A 20,667-nucleotide genomic window follows, 5' to 3' on the forward strand; every position below is an offset into this window, starting at 1 on the left:
GACCCTCCGACCGGGCTTCGCCACTTTCCGCGCGAAAAATCCGGAGGCCGAAATGACCGTCGCTTACGATCCCCAAAACATTTTCGCCAAGATTTTGCGCGGCGAAATCCCCTGCGTCAAAGTCCGCGAGGACGACAAAACCCTGGCCTTCATGGACGTGATGCCACGCGCCGACGGCCACGTTCTCGTCGTCTCCAAAACCCCGGGCCGCAATATTTTCGATCTGCCGGAAGAGGCCCTGTCCGAGCTGATTCTGCGGGTGCAAAAAGTCGCCCGCGCGGTCAAAACCGGGACCGGCGCGGATGGCGTCACCATTCACCAATTCAACGAGCCGGCCGGCGGCCAGAGCGTGTTCCACATGCATTTCCATGTGATTCCGCGCTGGGAAGGCGTGCCGCTGCGCGCGCATGGCGGCGCCATGGTCGAGGCCGCCGTACTGGAGACCCATGCGGCGAAAATCCGCGCGGCGCTGGAGTGAGTCGTCAGAATCCGCCGAACCGGTAACTCACGCCGGCGCGCAAAATATTGTCGGCGATGCGCGCGGAAAATGGCGCGATACCAAAATCCTGGCGGCCGAAATCGTAATAGCGGTATTCGAGCCGCCAGCTGAACTGGTCGGTGAGCGCATAGTCGAGGCCGCCGCCGACGACATAGCCGCTGCGGACGGCGCTCGAATCGGCGCCGGCATAGCGGCCCTCCAGCGTCGTCCAGGCGTAGCCCGCGAGCGCGAAAACCATGGCCTGCCCGGACACCCAGCCCAGCCGGGCGTCGGCGGAGCCGAACAGGTTTTGCGCGTAGGAGCCGGGCAGCGCGCCATAGACGAAACGCCCGGAGGCGCTGGCGCCGTTGACGTCCGCCTCGACGCCGGCGGCGACATGGCCGGTGACGACGGTGTAGCCGAGATGCGCGCCGCCGAACACGGCGTTGGTGGCGACGGAGACGGAAGGGTTGACGCCGAGTTGGACGGCGCCCCAGGCGCCGCCGACCTGCAAGCCGCCGTAAGCGCCGCCAAAATCGTGATCGATGAGGCCGCTCCCCTTGGTCGCCGCGAAATCGGCGGCCTGAACGCCGCCGACGGCAAGCAAAACCGTCGCAAGGGAAAGAAACAGACGCAAGGTTTTTCCTCACACAGGGAGAAGAGTCGCGCAAAGACTTGCGCGCTCCTCCACAAACGTGAGCAAACGCTAGATGATCATGGTGAATGAACCGTTACGCTGCGCCAAATCGTGAGGCTCAGGCGAAAATCCTCTCGCAGGCCTCCGCCGCCGCGCGGTTCGCCACGACCGCGCCGCCAAACCCGTCGCGCCGCGCCCGCGAAAAATCCGGCGAAGCGGCGGCGTCCACCAGGGCCGGCGCGCCGGCGGCGGCGGCGGCGAACACGAGTTGCGCCCGCGCGACGGCTAGAATGTCGGCGTCCTCGCCCACGCCGAGCGCCCCCGCCAGCGCGGCGCCGTCCCATAGCAGGCCCAGGAGCCGACGGGTCGCGCCGGCGAGCGACCCGAGCGCGAAAATGGCTTCGGGCAAGTCGGCGGCGGCGGCGAGAATGCGGGTCGATCCGTCCTCGAGCCCGTTCTCGGCCTCGCGCACGGCGAGCTTGGCGCCGAGATGCTGGACGTCGCGCCCCCCGCAGGCCTGCGGCAGGATGATGCCGTAGGGGGCGTGGGCCATCACCGCGTCGAGATCCGAATCGGCGAAACCGGAGGTCAGCGCATGGATGCGCGCCAGCGACCGCCGCCCACGTTCGCGCAAAAATTTCAGCATGGGCGCGGCGTCGGAGGCGGCGCCCTTGGTCACATCGATGGCGACGGCCTGGACGCCGCTGTCCAGCGCCTCGTCAAACAGCGCGGCATTGCCCGCTGGCACGAGAAAAATCGATCGCATCTTGCCTCCGGCGTCCTTTTTGGCGCGCCAACCTCTCGCGTTAAGCCTGTGTTTACTCTGATTTCAGATCATTCGTTAACCAAACGGCGCCCTCTGTAGTCAGGTTCGCGCATGCTCGTCCGCAAGTTCATCCAGTGGTCCCAGGGCGCGTCGGCAACCGCGCGCGCCGACGGCGTCGCGGCGCTGGCCCGCGCCTATCTTTACAGCGAAATGTCGGCGGAGGAACGCCGGGAGACGGAGAGCGCGCTTTACGCGCTGCTCGACGACCCCTCGCCGCTGCCGCGCCGGGCCATGGCCGAATGTTTCGCCGGCGCGCCCGATGCGCCGCTCGCCCTGATCCACGGCCTCGCCCGCGACCAGTCGGAGGTTTCGGCCGTGGTGCTGACCCGCTCGCCGCTGCTCGCCGACGCCGATCTGATCGACTGCGCCGTGGTCGGCGACAGCGCCGCCCAGGCGGCGATCGCGCTGCGCGCCGAGCTTTCGCCCGCGGTCTGCGCCTCGCTCGCCGAAATCGCCGGCCGCGAAGCCGCCATTGCGCTGGCGGTCAACGAATCCGCAAATATTCCCGATTTCGCCCTGCGCCGCATGGTCGAGCGCTTCGGCGACGACGGCGAGGTGCGCGAAGCCCTGCTCGGACGCGCCTGGCTGCCGGCGACGGTGCGCGCGCATCTGGCCGACGCCACGGCGCGGGCGCTGGCCGCCTTCGTCGTCTCCCGGCAATGGCTCAGCGCGCCGCGCAGCGAGCGGATCGCGAGGGACAACCGCGACCGCGCCACCATGATTATCGCCTCGGGCTGCGCGGATTATTCGGAGGAGACCGCGGCGCTCGCCGCTTATCTGCGGGTCGCCGGCCAGATCACGCCGGGCGTCGCCCTGCGCGCGCTGCTGTGCGGGCAAAAAGGCCTGTTCGAGGCGACGCTCGCCGAACTGACCGGCCTGAGCGCCCGGCGGATCGCGGGAGTGGTGCGCGAGCCCTGGTCCGATGGATTCGCGGCGGTCTACGCCAAAGCCGGTTTTCCCGCGGGGCTGCTGATCGTGTTCCGCTCGGCGCTGGCGGCGCTGGCGCGGCTCAAGTCCGGGCATGAGGAAGAAGGCGCGTTGCGCCTGCCGCTGATCCAGGCGGTGCTCGCCGATTGCGCCGGGGCCGATCCCGCTCTGGCCAATGTGACGTCGCTGCTGCGCCGGTTCGAGCTCGACGCGACCCGCGACGAGGCGCGCCGCCGGGTCGCCCAAGTCACGGCGCAAGTGAACGGCGAAATGGACAACCGCGAGAGCGTCCAAGAGCGGACCGCCCAGACGCGGAGCCGAGCGGCGGAGGACTCCCCCCTGCTGTTCGGTTTGCCGACGACGCTGACGCCGCGCCTCGAAGGACCGGAGGCGGATACCGGCGTCCTGGTGGACCTCGCCGCGCTGGAGCGCGAGCTGCTGGCGGCCTGAACAAGACAAAGGAAAGCGGCCGGCATCGTCACAATGCCGGCCGCGTCTTGGTTTTCGTTCGACAGGCTCCAGGCGGGGTGGACTGTCCGCATCCGGAGCTGGTCGCGCCGGGCCTTGGCCCGGCGTCCCGCCGCTCAAGCCTGCCGAGCGGCTTTACGCCATCAGCCGACGACGTGCTCGATCGCCGCAGCCTTCTTCAGGCCGCCCTGCATGTAAGCCGGGAACCACGTGGTGTGGGTCAGAACGGCGAGGTGCACCAGCAGAGCGGTGATGGCCACGGAGCCGAGCAGCAGCGGGAGGCCGATGGCCGGGTTGACGACGGTCCAGATTTTGCCTTGGTTCATGATCGGAGATCCTTAGTGCAGCCAGGGGGTCGCGGAGAAGGCGAGGAAGTGCGCGACCAGGGCGACGCCGAGGAAAACGCGGGCGCCGTCGATCACATACTTGTGGAGCTCTTCAGATTGCTCCGGAGTCAGAACAGCCATTGTACACCTCTTGAATGAGCCGCTGTTGTTATCGTGCAAACCCGCACGCGGGCGCCCCAGCGACTGGGCGGCGCAAGAACTTTGAAATCAAAGAGATACTCGTCGTCCGAACGCAAGTGTCATCATAAATTGACGCCGGCGGAGATCAACTTGGGTTGACATAAGAGCACGTCAGAAATTCCGGCAGTCCCCATTGGGGAATCCGGATCGCGCCATTGGGGTTTTCCCTTAAACGGCGGCGCCGGCCGGCGTTCTGGCGCCGGCCGGGCTTTCGCTCTCACCGTCCCGGCGCGCGGAGCGGCGTCGGTCGGGCGAAAGCAGCGCTCACGGAGCGATTCGGCGGACATGGCGCGGCGGCGGACCAAACGACGCCTGCCGCGCGCAAGCCGGGCGTTGCCTCACCGCTCCGGAGCGGCTTTACGCCATCAGCCGACGACGTGCTCGATCGCAGCCGCCTTCTTCAGGCCGCCCTGCATGAACGCGGGGAACCAGGTGGTGTGCGTGAGAACGGCGAGGTGCACCAGCAGCGCGGTGATGGCCACGGAGCCGAGCAGGAGCGGAAGGCCGACGGCCGGGTTGACGACGGTCCAGATTTTACCTTGGTTCATAACCGGAGCTCCTTAGTGCATCCAGGGGGTCATCGAGAAAGCGAGGAAGTGCGCGACCAGGGCGATGCCGAGGAAAGCGCGCGCGCCGTCGATCACATACTTGTGGAGCTCTTCAGATTGCTCCGGAGACAGAACAGCCATTGTACACCTCTTATGATAAGCCACGGTTCTTCTCGTGCTAATCCCGCACGCGGGTCTTACGCCCCCGTGACTGGGCGGCGCAAAGACCTTGAGATCAAATAGATATCCAGATCCGAGCGCAGGTGTAAGTATAAATTGACGCCTCAGCGGGTCAACTTCGTTTTACATAAGAACGCGTCGGTGAGTGCAGCCGAATACTATGGGGAAACCAGACCCAGACAGGGAGACTTTCCCCCTCCGCCTCGAGGGAATGCCCCACCCGCCAAAATTCGCGCAAAGAACGACGGCGCAACGCCGGTGCGCTCGGCGCTGCAGGAAGGATGGAGATGGGAAGGGTCTGCGGTCCGGGGGAGCGCCGGGCGCCGCCTGGGCGGGCAAACTTGACACGCAAAAAACCGGCCGGTATCGTCAAGATACCGACCGGCATTGTCCGACTTCACATTCTTGACCAGCGGCTAGTAACGTCAGTCAAGCCCACTGAAGGAGGCATGGCCAAACAGCGATGTCGTTCGGTCCGACGAACTGGCGGTCGCGAGGGGTGGACAATCCGCGCGTCGCCATTTTCGTTTTCCGGCCCCTGAAGCGGCGAGCAAAATTTCCCGCGCCCCAGAGCGACTTCACCGCCCCGCCCCTCGCCTCACAACGCCGCCCTCCCAATCAAGGAAGACGTTGCTCGAAACGGGATTGACTCAGCCGACGACCTGCACGATCGCAGCCGCCTTCTTCAGGCCGCCCTGCATGAACGCCGGGAACCAGGTGGTGTTCTGCAGGATCGCGAGATGCACCAGGAGAGCGGTCACGGCCACGGAGCCGAGCAGCAGCGGGATGCCAACGGCCGGGTCGACAACGGTCCAGATTTTGCCTTGGTTCATAACGGAACTCCTTAGTGCAGCCAGGGGGTCAGCGAATAGGCGAGGACATGCGCAAACGCCGCGATCGCGACGAAGGCGCGCGCGCCGTCGATGACATACTTGTGGAGTTCCTCGGCCTGATCGGCGGTAAGCGGTTTGTCAGCCATTGTACACCTCTCGTTGATGCCGCCGTTTGTTCCTTGCGCATGCCTGCGCAGGTTTTTCGCCCCAGCGGCTGGGCGACGTAAAGCTCACGAAATCAATCAGATATCGCCGCCGAAACGCAATACGGACTTTAACTTGACGCCTCCCAATGTCAATTTGGGGTGACAGAGCGGAACGTCAGAGAATGCGCCGCCGCCCTCTGGGGGGATTGCGGCTCCCGCTCCAGGGTTTTCCCTTGAGCCCACGCCTGCGGGATGGCGGACGACTTGCAGAACTGCATGATCGCGCCACCCGCCCGCCGGCGCCCGAGGCCGCGACTGCGCGTCCGATTTCGATGGTCGAACAATCGATTCCCGCGCCCGCGGCTCGGCGGCGGAAACACGGCCCGCGACCGGATCGACGCCTGCGGCGCGCCTGTCAGGGTTTCCCCCAGTCCGCTGTCCGTCGCTCCCCAACTTTTCTTCCCCAAGGTTTCGTCATAGGTTAGGCTCTAGCTTCGCGGTCACGTCGAAAACTCCATTTTCGAGAGTTGCGCCCGCGAGCAGGCCGACCTAGCGGCAGTCGTCGAAGTCGCGGGGTGGCGAGGAGGCTAGTGATGGTTGCGACGCATCCCGCCTGCCCGCCATGAGCGGCGACCAAAACCAGTCCGGAAACGGCTTCGATGCCGCAATCGCGCTCGACCTCACGCATTGCGACCGCGAACCGATCCACATTCCCGCCTCCGTCCAGCCCCATGGCGCGCTGCTGGCGCTCGACCCCGAAACTTTGCAGATCATTCAGGCCGGAGGCGACACCGCGGGCATTTTGGGCCACGCGCCGGAAACGCTTCCGGGCCGGGACCTGCAAAGCTGTTTGCCGCGCGATCTGGAGCAGCGGGTCAAAAGCCTGCTCGAAAACGAAGGCCCGATCGTTCGGCCGCTGCACGCCTTCACCCTGGAAACGCGCGACGGGCGCACGGCGGATGCGCTGGTGCATGAGAGCAGCGGCCTGGTCGTCCTCGAATTGGAGCCGATCCAGGAGAGCAACCCCGAGGACGCGCTGAGCCTGATGCAGTCCATGCTGCTGCGCGTGCACCAGGCGACCACGCCCACCGCCTTTTGCCAGAGCATCGCCGACGAGGTGCGGCGCGTCTCCGGCTTCGACCGCGTGATGGTCTATCGCTTCCTGCCGGACGGCAGCGGCATGGTGGAGGCGGAAGCCCGCGACGGCGGCGTCGAATCCTTCCTCGGCCTGCATTATCCCGCGTCGGACATCCCCAAACAGGCGCGCGAGCTCTATCTCAAGAACTGGATCAGGCTGATTCCCGACGCGCGCTACAAGCCCGCGCCAATCCTGCCGCCGCTCAACCCGCGCGATGGGCGCCCGCTCGACCTCAGCCACAGCCAAATCCGCAGCGTTTCGCCCATTCACTTGAAATATCTTGCCAATATGGGCGTGACCGCGTCCATGTCGCTGTCGATCATCCTGGACGGCCGGCTGTGGGGTCTGGTCGCCTGCCACCATAGCGCGCCGCGTTTTCTCACCCACCGCCTGCGCATGGCTTGCGAACTCTTCGCCCAGATGGTCTCGTCGCAACTGGAGACCCGGGTCGCGGCGCAGGATTTCGAGGAGCAGCTGCGCCGCAAGCGCGTCCATCAGGAATTGCTGACCTGGATGAGCCAGGAGGGCGATCTCGCGCAGGGGCTGATGCGCTGCCGGCCCAACCTGCTCGACTATATCCCTGCGGAAGGCGTGGGCCTGTGGTTCGACGGCGTCTATACCGCGCTCGGCGCGACGCCGCCCGCGGCCCAGATCGCGGCGCTGGTCGCCTGGCTCAACAGCAATGCGGCGGACGGGGTCTATCACACCGACAAGCTGCCGCTGGTCTATCCGCCCGCCGCCGAATTCGCCGACGTCGCCAGCGGGCTCATGGCGATTTCGGTGTCGAAATTTCCGCGCGACTATGTGCTGTGGTTCCGCCCGGAAACGATCCGGACGCTCACCTGGGCCGGCAATCCGGCCAAACCGGTGACGCCGGGCCCGGACGGCGACCGCCTGTCGCCGCGCACCAGTTTCGAGGCCTGGCGCCAGTCGGTGCGGCTCCACGCCCAGCCCTGGCGCAATGTCGATGTGGAGTCGGCCCACACCCTGCGCGTCTCGCTGCTCGAAGTGATTCTCAGACGCATCGACCATGTCGCCCGCGAGCGGGAAGAGGCGCGCGCCAAACAGGAGGCGCTGGCGATCGAACTCGACCGCCGGCTCGCGGAGCTGAAGCAGGAGACGGAGCGCCGCGCCGTGGCCGAGACGGAGCTGTCCATGGTGCTGCGCTCCACCGTGGAGGAGCAGGAGGCCGAGCGGCTGCGCATCGCGCGCGAGCTTCACGACACGCTTGGGCAGACGGTCACCCTGCTGCAACTCGGCCTCGACGAACTCGGCGAGGCCATGCCGGCGCAGGCGAAGGAGCGTCTCGCGGCGCTGCGGACTCTCGCCAAGGGCGTGGGCTCCGACGTCAACCGGCTCGCCTGGGAAATCAGGCCGACGGCGCTCGACGATCTCGGCTTGCAGACCGCCATTCAACATCTCGTGGAGACCTGGAGCGAGCGGCTGAATTTCCGCGTCGATCTGCGTCTGGCGCTCGACGACCGCCGGCTCGATCCGGCGGTCGAAACCACGCTCTACCGGGTGTTGCAGGAAGCCATCACCAATATCGCCCGTCACGCCGAAGCCACCCGCGTCGGCGTGCTGCTGGAGGCGAGGGACAAGGAGGTCCGCATGATCATCGAGGATGACGGCCGTGGATTTTCGGTCGACGATCCCCTGCGGGCCGGCGCGCCGACCAAGCGGCTCGGACTGCTCGGCATCAGGGAGCGCCTGTCACTGGTTTCGGGCGCGCTGGAGATCGAGACCGCGCCGGGGCGCGGCTGCACTTTGTTCGTGAGGGTTCCGCTATGACCTTGGATGTTGGACCGCGCTTGCGCCTCCTTCTCGCCGACGACCATCCGCTGGTGCTCGACGGCATCCGCTCGCTGCTGAAAGGCGATCCCGATCTCGAAATCGTCGGAGAGGCCCGCGACGGGCGCGCGGCGCTGCGCATGGCGCTCGACCTCAAGCCCGACATCGTCGTGCTCGACCTGTCCATGCCCGGCCTGAACGGGGTCGACGTCACGCGGCAATTGTTGCGCGAATGCCCGCTCTGCAAGGTCATCGTTCTGACCGTGCACGAGGACCGCTCCTATTTCCGCAAACTGATCGAAGTCGGCGCCGTCGGCTATGTGCTGAAACGCTCGGTGTCCGAGGATTTGCGCCGCGCCATCCATTCGGTCGCCGCTGGCGGCGTCTATCTCGATCCCTCCATCGCCGGCAAGGCGATCGACGGCATCGCCCACAAGCCCGGGGAAGCCTCGGACCATTGGGTCGACCTGAGCGAACGCGAGATCGAAATTTTACGCTTGGCCGCGCTGGGGCACAGCAACAAGGAACTGGCCACCCTGCTCAATCTCAGCGTAAAGAGCGTCGAGACCTACAAGGCGCGCGGCATGGACAAGCTGGGCTTCCACAGCCGCGTGCAACTGGTGGGCTACGCCGTCTCCGAGGGCTGGCTGAAGGAGGTGTGAGGCGTCGCCCCAAAGCCGTCGAAACGCTCCGGCAGGTGAGCCGAGAGCTGGCTGCATGCGCGCGGAGGGCGGCAGAATCGGGCGTGCGCGCAATTTTCGGGAGAGAGCGGACATTGGCCGCCGCCGTCCGGGCGCGGCGCCGTCTTCGCGCCCGCGCCCCGCCCCGGAGCGACCGCGCCGAACATCAGAATCGCGCTGGCGATGGCGCCGAGGCCCGCGACGATCGCCAGGGTCACGCCGACATTTTGCCGCGCCCGGAACAAGACCATCTCGGTGTCCTGCGCCGCCTGGCCGTCCTGTTCCGCGTTCGCAGAAAGAGAGCTTTCGATCGTGGACGCCAGAGCTTGCGCCGCCGCGAGGTCCGTCGTCACGAAAATCCTGACGGCCGCGGCCGTGTCGCCCTTCCCCGCCGTTTCGATCGCCGCCTGACTGTTTGCGCGGAAGCGGCGCCATTTCGCCGCCAGCTCCTGCGCCCTGCGCGCCTCATCGGCGCCCAGGGGCTTGAACGCCGCGATCGCCGCGTCGACCTTGGCCGCCGCAACGGCTGCATCCCGTTGCAGATCCTCCCGTCGGTCGTCCTCGACCATGCCGGCCAGCAGGGCATGGCCTTCGCTGATGCGATAGTCGGCGACGGCGGCGCGCAGTTCCGGCAGCAAGACCAGAGCCGGCGGCGATTTTTGCTGCAAGCGCTGGGCGGCGCTGTCCATGGCCGAGATCTGCAAGGAGGCGACAGCGCCGACGCCGACGACGACGCCGATGCTCAGCGCGGCGACCAGCGCCGCCTTGGACTGAAACAGCGAATGCGCCCGCAATTCGGGCCATCTCTGAAATAACTTCTCGAAACCTAACATTGGGACACCAAAATGCGAAGCTGCGTCCGCAACTTCTTAAGTCCAATGGATGATGTTACGCTCGGGAAGACCATAAAAGGTCTTATCGAATTGAAATTCATCAAAAACCCTGAAACGAATTGCTAAAATGCGTGGCAATCTTGCGCGAGGGAACGATCCTCCTTCACTTTCATGGACATCAATTACGACGAAAAATGCGCGGGTTTCCTTGCGATCCCGTTACCGCCAATGCGAGAACCGTATTCCCCTGCGTCACCCTCGCATAAGACCTGACGCCGCGAGCCAGTACAGTAGGGTCAGCGTCTTGGCGTCGCGAATCTCGCCCCGCCCGGCCTGGGCCAGAACGTCTTCGAAATCCGCCTCGATCACGACGATCTCCTCGCCCTCCTCCTCGAGCCCGCCGCCCGCGGCGACGCGGGCCTGCGGCCCATAGGGCGCGACGAAGAAATAGAGTTTTTCGGTGGTCGCGGCCGGGCTCACAAAAGCCTCGAACAGAAAGCGCGCCTCGCCGACCGCGAGACCCATTTCCTCGTGGGCCTCACGGCGCATGCAGGCTTCCGGGTCCTCGCCGGGGTCGAGCGTGCCGGCGCAGGCTTCGAGCAGGCCGGGCGAACGGTCGTTCATATGCGCGCCCAGGCGAAACTGATGCGTCAACAGGATTTTTCCGCGCTGCGGGTCATAGGGCAGCACGGTGACGGCGTCGGGGCGGCGGAACAGGCTGCGCTTGTGCGCATCCCAGCGCCCATCCGCGCGCTGCAAGTCATAAGTGACGGCCGAATAGGAATATTTGTCGGACACCAGCACTTTTTCTTCGAGGTCGCGCAGCAACGGCCCATTGTCTGATGTTTTGCTCATGTCAGTGCCTGAACTGTTCGCGCAAGATGCGCTCTTCCATGGAATGTCCGGGGTCATGGAGCAATTCCAGCCCGGTGCTCTCGTCCATTGAGATCGCCACCTGGGCGACGTCGCGGATTTCGAAATGGTCGGCGACCGCCGCCACCGGCCGCTTTTCCTGCTCCAACACCTCGATGACCACCTCCGCCTTGCTGGAGATCAGCGCGCCGCGCCAGTGGCGGGGGCGGAAGGCGGAGATCGGGGTGAGCGCCATCAGCGGCGCCTCGATCGGCAGGATCGGCCCGCCGGCGGAGAGGTTGTAGGCGGTGGACCCCGCAGGCGTCGCCAGCAGCACGCCATCGGCGATCAGCTCGGCCATGCGGGTGTGGCCGTCGACGAAAATGCGCAATTTCGCCGCCTGCGCCGACTGGCGCAGCAGCGACACTTCATTGATGGCGCGCGCCTCCGCGGTTTCGCCGCGAAAGGTCTTCGCATTCATCTTCAACGGATGGATGATGGTGCTGCGCGCGGCGGCGAGGCGTTTGCGCAGGCCGGTCTCGCGGAACTCGTTCATCAGAAAGCCGACGGAGCCGCGGTTCAGGCCGTAGATCGGCACGCCGCGCCCCATGAAGCGGTGCAGGGTTTGCAGCATCAGCCCGTCGCCGCCGAGAGCCACCACCACATCCGCCTCTTCCGAATGGACGTCGCCATAGCGCCCGACCAGCCGGGCGCGCGCCTCCTCGGCCTCGGGCGCGTCCGAAGACAGGAAATGGATCCGCTCGAACCGGCGCAAATACCCCTCGATCATCGAAAGGCCCGTCCCTTCCGTCGCTTCCACGCGATCGGCGGAAACGAACCGCGCGGCAAATCGCCGCGCTTTCGCCGCAGACTTAAGCCGGGAAGCCGCGCAGGGCAAGCCGGGACCGCGCTGGCGCGCCGCAAAACCGCGCCGCGGACGCTCCCGAAGTCCTTTCAACGCATTCAATTGCGTCGAAGACCTTTGCGGCTTTTGTCGTTGACGAGGATCAAAAACTTCCGCGTTGTGATTTTCAATGCTACAGTTGCCGTCGCGGCAGAGCAGCCGCACAGGTTCAGTGGGGAGCGTGGCTTGGATACGCTGGTCGATAAGGCCCTTGTGGAAACCGTGTTCGGGCGTCTCGACGCCAACACGCGCGTCATGGCCTGCAACGGACACAAGGCGCCGCAAAGTCCCGGACTCGACTGCTGCGATTGTGAGATCAAGGACCAGAGCGTCTGCTGCGCCCTCGACCCCGACGAGTTCGAGGTCCTGGAAAAGATCGGCCGCAGCCAGGGCTATCCCGCCAAGAGCACGATTTTCGAACAGGGCCGCGAAGCCGGCTTCGTCTACAATCTCACCGCCGGCGCGCTGCGGCTGTCGAAACTGCTGCCGGACGGCCGGCGCCAGGTGGTCGGCTTCGCCATGCCCGGTGATTTCCTCGGACTCGATTTCGAGCCCACCCATCTCTACACCGCCGACGCCCTGACCCCCGCCAAGGTCTGCCAGTTTTCGCGCCCCGGCTTCAGCGAAATGCTCGACGACAAGCCGCGCCTGCTGCGCCGGCTGATGAACATGGCCTCGCATGAGCTGGCGCTGGCGCAGGAGCAGATGGTGGTGCTCGGCCGCCGCACGGCGGAAGAGAAGATCGCCGCCTTCCTGGTCGGCATGCGCAAGCGCTACGGCCGCATCCACGGCCCCTCCGTCCATGTGCCGCTGCCGATGACCCGTCTCGACATCGGCGATTATCTCGGCCTCACCGTCGAAACCGTGAGCCGGATGATGACCCGGATGGCGCGGGAAAAAACCATTGTCATCGTGCCCGACGGCGTGCGCCTGCTCGACGTGCAGCGGCTGGAGCGACTCGCGGAAGTCTGATCTTGTGAATCCGGAGGAAGACAGGCGCTGGTTCCTCGCCGGCGCGCGACAGGCCTTTGCGGGCCCCGCCTGGTATGTGGCGCTGTCGCTGATGAGCACCGGGGCGCTGGCGCGGGCCGCCGACATGCCGCCCGGCGCCGCCATGCTGGCGACCGCGCTGATCTGGGCCGGCCCCGGACAAATCCTGTTCTTCGGCGCCATTGCGGCGAAAACCGCGCCCGCGACCATCGCTTTCGCCGTCAGCCTGTCCTCCGTGCGCCTGCTGCCCATGTGCCTGTCGGTGCTGCCCATGTTGCGCGGTGAAAGATCGCGTCGGCTGACGCTGCTGTTCGCCTCGCATTTCATCGCCGTCACGGTCTGGACGGAATCCTTGCGCCGCCTGCCCGAGATCGACAAGGCGCGGCGCCCGCCATTCTTCTTCGGCTTCGCCCTGGCCTGTATCGGGCTGACCACGCTGACCAGCGGGCTCGGCTACTGGCTGACGGCGGCGGTTCCCGCGCCGCTCGCCGCCGGTCTGATGATGCTGTCGCCAATCTATTTCCTCGCGGCGACGGCGCGGGCGGCGCGCGACGGCTCGGACTGGCTGGCGATCGGCGCCGGCGCCGCGCTGGCGCCGCTGACCCAGATTTTTGTCGGCGGCGGCTTCGACCTGATGATTCTGGCGCTGGTCGGCGGCGGCGGCGCCTGGCTCGCCGGATTTTACGCGCGCAGGACGGCGGCATGAGCTTCGACCCCGCCCTTTCCCCCTATCTCGCCGTGATCCTGATCGGGTTCCTGCCGAGCGAAGTCTGGCGTTGGCTGTCCGTGCTCGTCGCTCACCGCATCGACGAAGATTCCGAATTCTTCCGCTTCGTGCGCAGCGTCGCCACGGCGCTGCTGGTCGGGGTGGTGTTGAAAATCGTGGCGACGCCGGCGCGGGAGCTGGCCGCCGTGCCGATCTGGGCCCGCAGCGGCGCCTTTGTGTTCGCGGCGGCGGCTTTTTTCGCCTTCCGCCGCTCGGTCTTCGCCGCCATTCTTGCCGGCGAGGCGCTCATTGTCGCGGGCGCATGGTGGTGGGGCCGCTGACGGTGTAGGCTCGATTCGTTTCCACATCACCCGGACGAGCCCGGTGTCCCTCATCATTTCCATCGCCGCGATCAGCGTCTGGCTGTTCGGCCTGCTTCTTCTGGCGGCGCAGGCCCTCGCCCACATCATCGGCTACCGGATCGGCGCCCGCGCGCGAAACCGGGGCCATAGCGCGTCCGACAGCGTCAGCGCGCTGGTCGCCGGCATGCTGGGCCTGCTCGCCTTCGTGCTGGCGCTCACCCTGTCCTTCGCCAACGAGCGCTTCACCGAACGCCGCGCCGGCACGCTCGCGGAAACCAACGCCATCGGCACGGCCTTTTTGCGCGCGAAGGCCGTGGGCGGGCCCGAGGGCGAGGCGATCGCCCGGCTGTTTGAAACCTATGTCGAGACCCGCGCCGATTTCATCCGCGCCGGCCACGAGGCTGAAAAGATCGAAGAGATCAACCGCCGCACCGAGGCCCTGCAGACGCAGATCTGGAGCCATGTCAGCACGATCGTGCGCGAAAAACCCAATCCGGTTTCCGTATCGCTGATGACCGCGGTCAACGAGGTCTTCGACGCCAGCGCGGCGGAGCGCTTCGCCTTTTCGATGCAATTGCCCTGGCAATTCTTCTCGCTGCTGATCGCCCTCACCCTGATCGGCGCCGGCGCGCTCGCCTACCAGCTCGGCCTGCGCGGCAAGGAGCCGCCCTGGCTGGTGTTCCTGCTGATGGTGATGTGGAGCGCGGTGATCGTCAGCATTCTCGATCTCGCCACGGCGCGGCTCGGCGGCATAAGGACCGACGCAACCGCCTATGAATGGACCCGCCAGAGTTTTGCTCCGCCGCAAGCGCCGTAAGGCCGCGCGGCTCACATTCCGGCTTGCCGGATGGGGCTTTTCGCGGTTTCATCGTCATCCGCCGCCGTTCGCGCGGCCGATTTCGAGGAGCGCACATGCGTATGCCGATCGCCGCCGCCCTGCTCTGCGCCTTCGTTCTCCCCGCCGCCGCCCTGCCCGTCGCGTCGACCGGACTGTCCGCGCCGATCCCGCTGCTCCAGGCCAAGAGCAAGGCCAAGCCGGCGAAAGCCGCCAAGGCGAAGGGCGGCAAATGCGCGCCCGGCGCGATCTGCCCGCTGGTCGGCGGCGGCGACTACTGAGTCGAGACGCCCGGACAAATCGTTCAATTTCAAGGCAGTGCCGCAGTTTCGCCACAAATTACGCTGGCGCGGTCATGCTTTACAAAAGCTTGCGCAGTGTAAGCCCGAGGCGTTCCGCAGAATACTGTGTCCTGAACGCAACGCCGGCGCGATATTTACCCCAACAGATTGCATCCACTGCAGGGGGATGCGAATCTGAGGGTCCTTTCTTTTTGGAGGACGTGACCATGCGTCGCATTCTGATTTCATCGTTCCTGCTGGCTTCGACGGCTTACTCCGCCGTGGCGGCCGATCTGCCGTCGGTCAAGGCCGCTCCGGTCTATGTTCCCCCGGCGCCCGTCTTCACCTGGACCGGCTTCTACCTCGGCGTCTACGGCGGCGGCGTGTTCGGCACGACCCACGTCACCGGCCCGGCCTTCGTTCCCGGCGTCAGCAACGCCTACAACCAGAACCCGACCGGCGGCGCGGTCGGCGGTCTCGTCGGCTACAACTTCCAGTTCAACCCGAACTGGGTGATCGGCCTCGAAGGCGAAGGCGGCTGGCAGGGCTTCACCGCGACCAACACCTTCGTGAGCGCCGCCAACGGCCTCCCCTTCACCCAGCAGGTCACCACGGATTATTCGGCCCGCATCCGCGGCCGGCTGGGCTATGCCTTCGCCGATCGCGCGCTGCTGTTCGTCGCCGGCGGCGTGTCCTTCTCGGATATCGGCGTGCAGCTGAACAACCTGATCGGCTCGACCACCAAGGTCACGCAAGGCCTGGTCGGCTGGAACATCGGCGGCGGCCTCGACTATGCCTTCACCCCGAACTGGATCGGCCGCATCGAATATATCTACGACGATTACGGCTCGACCAATTACGGCTTCATCGCCAAGTCCGGCAACGTCTTCGACGACCGCAGCGCCACCTTCCAGTCGAGCACCGTGCGCGGCGCGATCATCTACAAGTTCGGCGCCCCGGCCGCGGTTCCGGTCGTCGCCAAATACTGAGACAATCGCCTGATTGTCCCGCATCATCGACCCGGCCCGAAAGGGCCGGGTTTTTGCTCTTGAACATGTCGTCCAATATCGAGCGGATCGTGCGGCCGGTCCTTTTTGGACCCAATTTGACCTTTTACTCCGCGACGCGCCTCGCCTATGGTCGCCCCCATGAATGACACTTATGCGACGCTGGCTTCCTTGGAGAGCTACAACAAGATTCTCGTGATCGGCAGTTGCCTCGCCCACGACGCCGCCAAGGCCTTGTTCCGCGAGGATGCGAATTACCGCTACATCTGGAGGATGAGCACGCCGAGCATGATGTCGCCCGAACCGGCGTCCTGCGACGCCGCGATTCTGGAGGCGATGAGTTCTTCGGAGCGGCTGACCTTCGAGCGCGACGTCTTCAAGACGCCGGGCATCGCCGACGCCATCGAAACAGCCGAAATCATCATCCTTGATCTCGTGCGCGACTCCTATGACTTCCTGAGGCTGGAAAATGGCGCCATCATCACGCGCGGCGTCGAGGTCGAGAAATATGCGCTTGAAGAGACGCTCAAGACCACCGAGCGTCTGCGCCTGGGGACGCTGGGCCATTTCGAAATGTGGCTCGAGGCGATCCATCGTTTCGCCGAAATGGTCCGCGCCGCGCAAAAGCCGATCGTCGTGCTGAGACCGCGCTGGATGCATCTCTATTTGCACGAGTGGCGCTTCTCGCTCGTCGGCGATTTCGACCAATTCGAAATCGTCCGGCGCAACCTGGTCATCGGCCATTACGGCCGGATCATGGAAAGCCTGCTCGGCCTGCCGGTCGCGCTGTCGATCCCGGATTCGATCTCCTATGCGGATTCCGCGCATCCCTGGGGCTCGAATCCCCTCCACCTGCACGCCGCCTCGATTCAGGACATCGTCGCGCCGCTGCGCGCCGCGGCGGAGACCCGGTCGGGCTTTGATCGTCTGAGGGGCGACAAAGAGGCCGCCCATTCAAGCGAAAGCGCGCTCAGGAACATGTTGAGCGAACGGATCCTGTCCGTGCCGCGGCTCTGATCAGAACCAGCGGGTCAGCGCCGCGACATCGGGTCTGACCCGGTCCTCGATCTCGCCGTCGACGCGGCCGATATGGATGAAGCCGGCGATCTTTTCGTGATCCTCCAGGCCGAGCCGGCTCAAAAAGGTCCGGTCATAGGCGATCCATTCGGTCAGCCAGGCGGTGCGAAACCCCATGGCCACCGCCGCGACGGTGAGGGCCATGCAGACCGCGCCGGCCGACATTTCCTGCTCCCACAGCGGAATCTTGACATGCGGCGCGGCGCGCGACACCACCGCGATCACGGTCGGCGCGCGCGAAAACCGCCCGCGCTCCGCCGCCAGCCGCTCCTCGCCCGCCTCCGGATTTTGCGTTTGAAACACCTCGGCGCACAAAGCGCCGGCGCGGTCGCGGCCCTCGCCGTCGAACACGATGAAACGCCAGGGCGCGAGCTTGCCGTGATCGGGGACGCGCGCGGCCAGCTCCAAGAGGCGCGCGATCTCGTCGCGCGTCGGCCCCGGGCCCTTCATCGTCGGCGGCGGCGCGGAGCGGCGTTTCGCGAGCAGTTTCAGGGTGTCGGTCATGGCTTGTCCTTTGGCTTTCCCCGACATTGGCCGCAAAATCGCCGCTTTGTAAACCGATGCGGAAAGGCCATTGTGCGCGGATGAGAAACCCCATGAATTCCTGGCTGTGTCCCTGGCTGTCCCGCTGGCTGTTCGTCGCCGCCTGCCTCTCGCCCCTCCCCGCTTGGGCCGCGGCGCAGGTCAGCCTAAGCGCAGTTTACGCGCCTGCCGATTCGCAGCCGATCCGCTCCGGCGTGGTCTGGCGCGTGTTCGCCGCCGGCGCCGACGCCGACGGCGCCCATGCGCTGGTCGCCGAATCGAACGAGGCCTTGCCCGTGGTGACGCTCGACGACGGCGAGTACATCGTCCACGCCGCCTGCGGGCTCGCCGGCGTCGCCAAGCAGATCAGCGTGAACGGCATCGCTCCCCAGGCGCAAAAGCTGGTGATGAACGCGGGCGGCCTGAGGATCAACGGCATGCTCAACGACGCCAGCATTCCTCCGTCAAAACTCGTTGTCCAGGTCTATCTTCCCTCCGCGAACGATCCCGAGGCCAAGCTGATCCTGCCGAATCTCAAGGCCGGCGAGTCCGCCTGCCTGCCGGAGGGCAATTATCACGTGGTCTCGAAACTGATGGATGTCTCGGCCGGCGCGACCAACGCCACCAACTCGGTCATCTATGCCGACCTGCGCGTGGTCGCGGGCAAGCTCACCTCCGGCGCGCTGCGCCACCGCGCCGCCACCATGACGTTGAAACTGGTGAATGCGCCGGGCGGCGAGGCGCTGGCCAACACCACCTTCTCCGTGCTGACGCCGGGCGGCGACGTGATCCGCGAATTGATCGGCGCTTTCCCCTCGCTGGTGCTGGCGGAGGGCGAATATGTCGCCATCGCCCGCCACGAGGACAGGACCTATCAGGCGACCTTCAAGGTGCAGTCGGGCCAGGACCGCGATGTCGAAGTGCTGGCGGAGCAACCCGCGCCCGAAGCCAAGCCCTGAGCGGCGCCATGGTTAACTCCTTGTTTTCCAAACACGGCGATTTCGCGGAATCGCGCGTCTGCGCGGATGCGAAGCTCGCGCGGCGATGGCAATATGTGCTCACAACTGCCGCGCGGCGGAAACAACAATCTCCCGAAACCTTAAAGCCCGGCCTCAGCCGGGCTTTTTTTGTTCAGGCGGCGGTCGCGGCGAAGGCCGGAATTTTCTGGGCGAAATCGTCGAGCCAGGCGACGAGACCGGGGTGATTCGTCCGCCATTCCCCGGAAAAACGCAGATCGAGATAACCGAGCGCGCAAGCGAGCGCGATCTGGCCGATGTCGGGCTCTCCCTCCAGGGCCGGCGGCGCCTGCTCCAGCCGCGCCAGGGCGCGCTCGATCTTCTCGCCCTGGTGGGCGACCCATTTGGCGCTGCGCTCGCCGGGTTCGCGATAGCGGGTTTCATAGATGACCAGCACGGCGGCGTCGGCGAGGCCATCGGCGAGGGCTTCCAGCACCAGGGCGCGCGTGCGCGCCTTGGGATCGCGCGGGACGATGCGCCCGCCGCCGGCCTGGTCGTCGAGCCAGGCGGCGATCACGGCGCTGTCGAAAATGCAGTCCCCGTCGTCCGTTTCCAGCGTGGGAATCTTGCCGAGCGGATTTTTTTGCCGGATCGGATCGGCGGGATTAATCGTCTCAGTCGGAACCAGTTCGACCGACAGGCCGAGCAGGGCCGCAGCGATCCTGACCTTCCGCGAGAAGGGCGAGGCGGGCGCAAAATAGAGTTTCATTGGCGACCTCCAGGCGCGCGGGCGCGCGAGAACAAGCCGCCAACCTTATCGAGTCGTCCCGGCTCTGGAAAAGCGGGCCCGGCCCCTATTCGAGATGAAGATTAACGGCTTTCGGCCCCTTGCCTTTCTTGTCCGGCTCGACCTCGAAGGTGAGCCTTTGCCCCTCGTTCAACGAGGCGAGGCCGGCCTGTTCGACCGCCGTGATGTGTACGAAGATGTCCTTGCCGCCATCGGCCGGCTTGATGAAGCCATAGCCTTTTTCCGCATTGAAAAACTTGATTACGCCCTGTTGCGTCATGACGCCTTTCCTCCGGTCATGCGCCGATCGGCGGGGCGGCCGATATTGCCATTCCTGCAATGAGCCACCCGGCCGCGCGGCCGATTGGCGGATCGTCTTGCTTGTTGCAGTCTTTTTATCTGCAAGACAGCGCTGCGGTTTTTCCGTCAGCCCCTCGGCGCGCCGAAGGCCCCTCCAATTCCCGCCAAGTTGCGGCAGATTGTCGCAAATGGCAAGACCCGCGGGGGCCCCGCGAAGTATCTTTATTGTGAGGAAACCTTCGCCGTCCCCAGACGTTCAAGCCAGAACGCCGCCTTGTCGTCCTGCGCCAGGGCGCGCGTCAGCTCGGGCAGCAGCGTCGCCGCCTCCTGTTCGAGCAGGTAAGGGGGGTTGACAACCACCAGACCGGTCCGTGTCAGCCCTTTTCCAGGCGCCGCGACCTGCAAATCAATGCGCAGCGCCTCGCCGAGCTCGCCCACCGCCGCGCAAAAGGCGTCCGCCACCTCCGGCTCCTTCACCGGCTGCCAGACCATGAACACGCCGCCGGGCCATTTGCGCAAAGCGCTGGCGAGCGAATCATGGACGCGCTCGTAATCGTCACGCCGCTCGTAGGGCGGATCGATCAGGACCAAACCGCGCCGCTCCGGCGGGGGGACGAAAGCGTTGAGGCCTTCAAAGCCGTCGCGTTCGATCACCTTGATTCGATTGTCGCGCGCCAGCGCCCCGCGCAAATTGTTCGCCGCCTCCGGCAGCAGTTCGCAGCACAGGCCGCGATCCTGCGGGCGTAAAAACGCCTGGGCGAGTTTTGGAGAACCCGGATAGAGCGGGCCGGCGCCGACGGCCTCGAGATAGGGCGCGAGCAATTCGGCCGCCTCGGGCGAGATTTTCGCGTCGCGCAGGCGAAAAATGCCGCCGAGCGCCTCGCCGGAGCGCTGCGCCTCGGGGCCGTCGAGATCGTAGAGGCCGGCGCCCGCGTGGGTGTCGATGAAGCGGAACGGCTTGTCCTTGCGCCGCAAATACAGCAGCACGCGCACGAGCAGCGCGTGTTTGAGCACGTCGGCGAAATTGCCGGCGTGGAATTCATGGCGGTAGTTCATGGCGCATCCTTTGACGCCCC

27 protein-coding genes are annotated in these 20,667 nt (G+C 65.8%); 12 read left to right on the forward strand and 15 right to left on the reverse strand.

What is annotated here, in order from left to right; translation table 11 throughout:
- Window positions 1–52 precede the first annotated feature (52 nt).
- The gene (locus tag M2320_RS13780; protein WP_264597778.1) at window positions 53–478 is read left to right on the forward strand and encodes an HIT family protein; all 426 of its coding nucleotides are present in this window, start codon (window positions 53–55) and stop codon (window positions 476–478) included.
- Window positions 479–482: 4 nt separating this feature from the next.
- On the opposite strand, the gene M2320_RS13785 is transcribed toward M2320_RS13780, so the two are convergent.
- Complete coding sequence (locus M2320_RS13785) at window positions 483–1,115, reverse strand: outer membrane protein (RefSeq protein ID WP_264597779.1); 633 nt, start codon at window positions 1,113–1,115, stop codon at window positions 483–485.
- Window positions 1,116–1,233: 118 nt separating this feature from the next.
- The gene (locus tag M2320_RS13790; RefSeq protein WP_264597780.1) at window positions 1,234–1,881 is read right to left on the reverse strand and encodes an aldolase/citrate lyase family protein; all 648 of its coding nucleotides are present in this window, start codon (window positions 1,879–1,881) and stop codon (window positions 1,234–1,236) included.
- Window positions 1,882–1,992: 111 nt separating this feature from the next.
- Between M2320_RS13790 and M2320_RS13795 the strand changes: the two genes are divergently transcribed.
- A complete protein-coding gene (locus M2320_RS13795) occupies window positions 1,993–3,318 on the forward strand; it encodes a DUF2336 domain-containing protein (RefSeq protein ID WP_264597781.1) in 1,326 nt (441 codons plus the stop codon).
- A gap of 161 nt (window positions 3,319–3,479) precedes the next feature.
- Here the strand turns inward: M2320_RS13795 and M2320_RS13800 are convergent, their stop codons facing one another.
- The 6 genes from M2320_RS13800 to M2320_RS13825 form a co-directional block, all read right to left on the reverse strand.
- Window positions 3,480–3,662 carry a light-harvesting protein gene (locus tag M2320_RS13800; RefSeq protein ID WP_184427876.1) on the reverse strand — a complete coding sequence of 61 codons (183 nt, stop codon included), beginning with the start codon at window positions 3,660–3,662 and terminating at the stop codon, window positions 3,480–3,482.
- Window positions 3,663–3,674: 12 nt separating this feature from the next.
- Window positions 3,675–3,803: a light-harvesting protein gene (locus M2320_RS13805; RefSeq protein WP_184427877.1), complete on the reverse strand. Its 129-nt coding sequence runs from the start codon at window positions 3,801–3,803 to the stop codon at window positions 3,675–3,677.
- A 425-nt stretch (window positions 3,804–4,228) separates the two neighbouring features.
- Window positions 4,229–4,411: a light-harvesting protein gene (locus M2320_RS13810; RefSeq protein ID WP_264597782.1), complete on the reverse strand. Its 183-nt coding sequence runs from the start codon at window positions 4,409–4,411 to the stop codon at window positions 4,229–4,231.
- A gap of 12 nt (window positions 4,412–4,423) precedes the next feature.
- Window positions 4,424–4,552: a light-harvesting protein gene (locus tag M2320_RS13815; RefSeq protein ID WP_155447027.1), complete on the reverse strand. Its 129-nt coding sequence runs from the start codon at window positions 4,550–4,552 to the stop codon at window positions 4,424–4,426.
- 689 nt (window positions 4,553–5,241) lie between these two features.
- Window positions 5,242–5,424, reverse strand: a complete 183-nt coding sequence (locus tag M2320_RS13820; RefSeq protein ID WP_184427879.1) for a light-harvesting protein — start codon at window positions 5,422–5,424, stop codon at window positions 5,242–5,244.
- An 11-nt stretch (window positions 5,425–5,435) separates the two neighbouring features.
- Window positions 5,436–5,570 (reverse strand): light-harvesting protein, encoded by a 135-nt coding sequence (locus M2320_RS13825; protein WP_155447025.1) that lies wholly within the window; start codon window positions 5,568–5,570, stop codon window positions 5,436–5,438.
- 622 nt (window positions 5,571–6,192) lie between these two features.
- Here M2320_RS13825 and M2320_RS13830 point away from each other — a divergent pair.
- Both M2320_RS13830 and M2320_RS13835 read left to right on the forward strand, forming a co-directional pair.
- On the forward strand, window positions 6,193–8,499 hold the full coding sequence (locus M2320_RS13830; RefSeq protein ID WP_264597783.1) for a GAF domain-containing protein: 2,307 nt from the start codon (window positions 6,193–6,195) through the stop codon (window positions 8,497–8,499).
- Window positions 8,496–9,161 (forward strand): response regulator, encoded by a 666-nt coding sequence (locus M2320_RS13835; protein WP_264597784.1) that lies wholly within the window; start codon window positions 8,496–8,498, stop codon window positions 9,159–9,161. Before M2320_RS13830 ends, M2320_RS13835 begins: the two co-directional genes overlap by 4 nt.
- Here the strand turns inward: M2320_RS13835 and M2320_RS13840 are convergent.
- The 3 genes from M2320_RS13840 to M2320_RS13850 form a co-directional block, all read right to left on the reverse strand.
- Window positions 9,125–9,973 carry an MCP four helix bundle domain-containing protein gene (locus tag M2320_RS13840; protein ID WP_264597785.1) on the reverse strand — a complete coding sequence of 283 codons (849 nt, stop codon included), beginning with the start codon at window positions 9,971–9,973 and terminating at the stop codon, window positions 9,125–9,127. The genes M2320_RS13835 and M2320_RS13840 overlap by 37 nt on opposite strands.
- Window positions 9,974–10,264: 291 nt before the next feature.
- Window positions 10,265–10,867, reverse strand: a complete 603-nt coding sequence (locus M2320_RS13845) for an NUDIX domain-containing protein (protein WP_264597786.1) — start codon at window positions 10,865–10,867, stop codon at window positions 10,265–10,267.
- A gap of 1 nt (window position 10,868) precedes the next feature.
- Window positions 10,869–11,654, reverse strand: a complete 786-nt coding sequence (locus tag M2320_RS13850) for an NAD kinase (protein WP_184430579.1) — start codon at window positions 11,652–11,654, stop codon at window positions 10,869–10,871.
- Between the two features lie 300 nt (window positions 11,655–11,954).
- On the opposite strand from M2320_RS13850, the gene M2320_RS13855 reads away from it, so the two are divergent.
- The 7 genes from M2320_RS13855 (at window position 11,955) to M2320_RS13885 (ending at window position 16,966) form a co-directional block, all read left to right on the forward strand.
- On the forward strand, window positions 11,955–12,740 hold the full coding sequence (locus M2320_RS13855) for a Crp/Fnr family transcriptional regulator (RefSeq protein ID WP_264597787.1): 786 nt from the start codon (window positions 11,955–11,957) through the stop codon (window positions 12,738–12,740).
- Window positions 12,741–12,744: 4 nt separating this feature from the next.
- Window positions 12,745–13,464, forward strand: coding sequence for an AzlC family ABC transporter permease (locus M2320_RS13860; protein ID WP_264597788.1), 720 nt, complete (start codon window positions 12,745–12,747; stop codon window positions 13,462–13,464).
- A complete protein-coding gene (locus M2320_RS13865) occupies window positions 13,461–13,805 on the forward strand; it encodes an AzlD domain-containing protein (RefSeq protein ID WP_184430581.1) in 345 nt (114 codons plus the stop codon). The genes M2320_RS13860 and M2320_RS13865 overlap by 4 nt, the downstream gene beginning before the upstream one ends.
- 43 nt (window positions 13,806–13,848) lie before the next feature.
- Window positions 13,849–14,643 (forward strand): hypothetical protein, encoded by a 795-nt coding sequence (locus M2320_RS13870; RefSeq protein ID WP_264597789.1) that lies wholly within the window; start codon window positions 13,849–13,851, stop codon window positions 14,641–14,643.
- 95 nt (window positions 14,644–14,738) lie between these two features.
- Window positions 14,739–14,942 (forward strand): hypothetical protein, encoded by a 204-nt coding sequence (locus M2320_RS13875; protein ID WP_264597790.1) that lies wholly within the window; start codon window positions 14,739–14,741, stop codon window positions 14,940–14,942.
- 227 nt (window positions 14,943–15,169) lie between these two features.
- Window positions 15,170–15,931: an outer membrane protein gene (locus M2320_RS13880; protein ID WP_264597791.1), complete on the forward strand. Its 762-nt coding sequence runs from the start codon at window positions 15,170–15,172 to the stop codon at window positions 15,929–15,931.
- A gap of 159 nt (window positions 15,932–16,090) precedes the next feature.
- Window positions 16,091–16,966, forward strand: a complete 876-nt coding sequence (locus M2320_RS13885) for a DUF6270 domain-containing protein (RefSeq protein ID WP_264597792.1) — start codon at window positions 16,091–16,093, stop codon at window positions 16,964–16,966.
- Here M2320_RS13885 and M2320_RS13890 read toward each other — a convergent pair whose 3' ends face one another.
- A complete protein-coding gene (locus tag M2320_RS13890; protein ID WP_264597793.1) occupies window positions 16,967–17,530 on the reverse strand; it encodes a nitroreductase family protein in 564 nt (187 codons plus the stop codon).
- Window positions 17,531–17,622: 92 nt separating this feature from the next.
- Between M2320_RS13890 and M2320_RS13895 the strand changes: the two genes are divergently transcribed.
- Window positions 17,623–18,507 carry a hypothetical protein gene (locus tag M2320_RS13895; protein WP_264597794.1) on the forward strand — a complete coding sequence of 295 codons (885 nt, stop codon included), beginning with the start codon at window positions 17,623–17,625 and terminating at the stop codon, window positions 18,505–18,507.
- A gap of 172 nt (window positions 18,508–18,679) precedes the next feature.
- Here the strand turns inward: M2320_RS13895 and M2320_RS13900 are convergent, their stop codons facing one another.
- The 3 genes from M2320_RS13900 to M2320_RS13910 all read right to left on the reverse strand — a co-directional run bounded on the left by M2320_RS13900 (window position 18,680) and on the right by M2320_RS13910 (window position 20,647).
- The gene (locus tag M2320_RS13900; protein WP_264597795.1) at window positions 18,680–19,273 is read right to left on the reverse strand and encodes a glutathione S-transferase family protein; all 594 of its coding nucleotides are present in this window, start codon (window positions 19,271–19,273) and stop codon (window positions 18,680–18,682) included.
- A gap of 85 nt (window positions 19,274–19,358) precedes the next feature.
- Window positions 19,359–19,571 (reverse strand): cold-shock protein, encoded by a 213-nt coding sequence (locus M2320_RS13905; RefSeq protein ID WP_184430588.1) that lies wholly within the window; start codon window positions 19,569–19,571, stop codon window positions 19,359–19,361.
- Between the two features lie 242 nt (window positions 19,572–19,813).
- Entirely contained in the window at window positions 19,814–20,647 is an 834-nt protein-coding gene (locus tag M2320_RS13910) for a 23S rRNA (adenine(2030)-N(6))-methyltransferase RlmJ (RefSeq protein ID WP_264597796.1), read from the reverse strand.
- Window positions 20,648–20,667 lie beyond the last annotated feature (20 nt).

It is taken from the genome of Rhodoblastus acidophilus (assembly GCF_025961575.1).
Taxonomy (GTDB): Bacteria; Pseudomonadota; Alphaproteobacteria; order Rhizobiales; family Beijerinckiaceae; genus Rhodoblastus; species Rhodoblastus acidophilus_C.

Coding starts and splice junctions, on each gene's coding strand:
- M2320_RS13780 (WP_264597778.1), top strand. CDS start 53: ATGACCGTCGCTTACGATCCCCAAAACATTTTCGCCAAGATTTTGCGC.
- M2320_RS13790 (WP_264597780.1), bottom strand. CDS start 1,881: ATGCGATCGATTTTTCTCGTGCCAGCGGGCAATGCCGCGCTGTTTGAC.
- M2320_RS13795 (WP_264597781.1), top strand. CDS start 1,993: ATGCTCGTCCGCAAGTTCATCCAGTGGTCCCAGGGCGCGTCGGCAACC.
- M2320_RS13800 (WP_184427876.1), bottom strand. CDS start 3,662: ATGAACCAAGGCAAAATCTGGACCGTCGTCAACCCGGCCATCGGCCTC.
- M2320_RS13805 (WP_184427877.1), bottom strand. CDS start 3,803: ATGGCTGTTCTGACTCCGGAGCAATCTGAAGAGCTCCACAAGTATGTG.
- M2320_RS13810 (WP_264597782.1), bottom strand. CDS start 4,411: ATGAACCAAGGTAAAATCTGGACCGTCGTCAACCCGGCCGTCGGCCTT.
- M2320_RS13815 (WP_155447027.1), bottom strand. CDS start 4,552: ATGGCTGTTCTGTCTCCGGAGCAATCTGAAGAGCTCCACAAGTATGTG.
- M2320_RS13820 (WP_184427879.1), bottom strand. CDS start 5,424: ATGAACCAAGGCAAAATCTGGACCGTTGTCGACCCGGCCGTTGGCATC.
- M2320_RS13825 (WP_155447025.1), bottom strand. CDS start 5,570: ATGGCTGACAAACCGCTTACCGCCGATCAGGCCGAGGAACTCCACAAG.
- M2320_RS13830 (WP_264597783.1), top strand. CDS start 6,193: ATGAGCGGCGACCAAAACCAGTCCGGAAACGGCTTCGATGCCGCAATC.
- M2320_RS13835 (WP_264597784.1), top strand. CDS start 8,496: ATGACCTTGGATGTTGGACCGCGCTTGCGCCTCCTTCTCGCCGACGAC.
- M2320_RS13845 (WP_264597786.1), bottom strand. CDS start 10,867: ATGAGCAAAACATCAGACAATGGGCCGTTGCTGCGCGACCTCGAAGAA.
- M2320_RS13850 (WP_184430579.1), bottom strand. CDS start 11,654: ATGATCGAGGGGTATTTGCGCCGGTTCGAGCGGATCCATTTCCTGTCT.
- M2320_RS13865 (WP_184430581.1), top strand. CDS start 13,461: ATGAGCTTCGACCCCGCCCTTTCCCCCTATCTCGCCGTGATCCTGATC.
- M2320_RS13875 (WP_264597790.1), top strand. CDS start 14,739: ATGCGTATGCCGATCGCCGCCGCCCTGCTCTGCGCCTTCGTTCTCCCC.
- M2320_RS13880 (WP_264597791.1), top strand. CDS start 15,170: ATGCGTCGCATTCTGATTTCATCGTTCCTGCTGGCTTCGACGGCTTAC.
- M2320_RS13885 (WP_264597792.1), top strand. CDS start 16,091: ATGAATGACACTTATGCGACGCTGGCTTCCTTGGAGAGCTACAACAAG.
- M2320_RS13890 (WP_264597793.1), bottom strand. CDS start 17,530: ATGACCGACACCCTGAAACTGCTCGCGAAACGCCGCTCCGCGCCGCCG.
- M2320_RS13895 (WP_264597794.1), top strand. CDS start 17,623: ATGAATTCCTGGCTGTGTCCCTGGCTGTCCCGCTGGCTGTTCGTCGCC.
- M2320_RS13900 (WP_264597795.1), bottom strand. CDS start 19,273: ATGAAACTCTATTTTGCGCCCGCCTCGCCCTTCTCGCGGAAGGTCAGG.
- M2320_RS13905 (WP_184430588.1), bottom strand. CDS start 19,571: ATGACGCAACAGGGCGTAATCAAGTTTTTCAATGCGGAAAAAGGCTAT.
- M2320_RS13910 (WP_264597796.1), bottom strand. CDS start 20,647: ATGAACTACCGCCATGAATTCCACGCCGGCAATTTCGCCGACGTGCTC.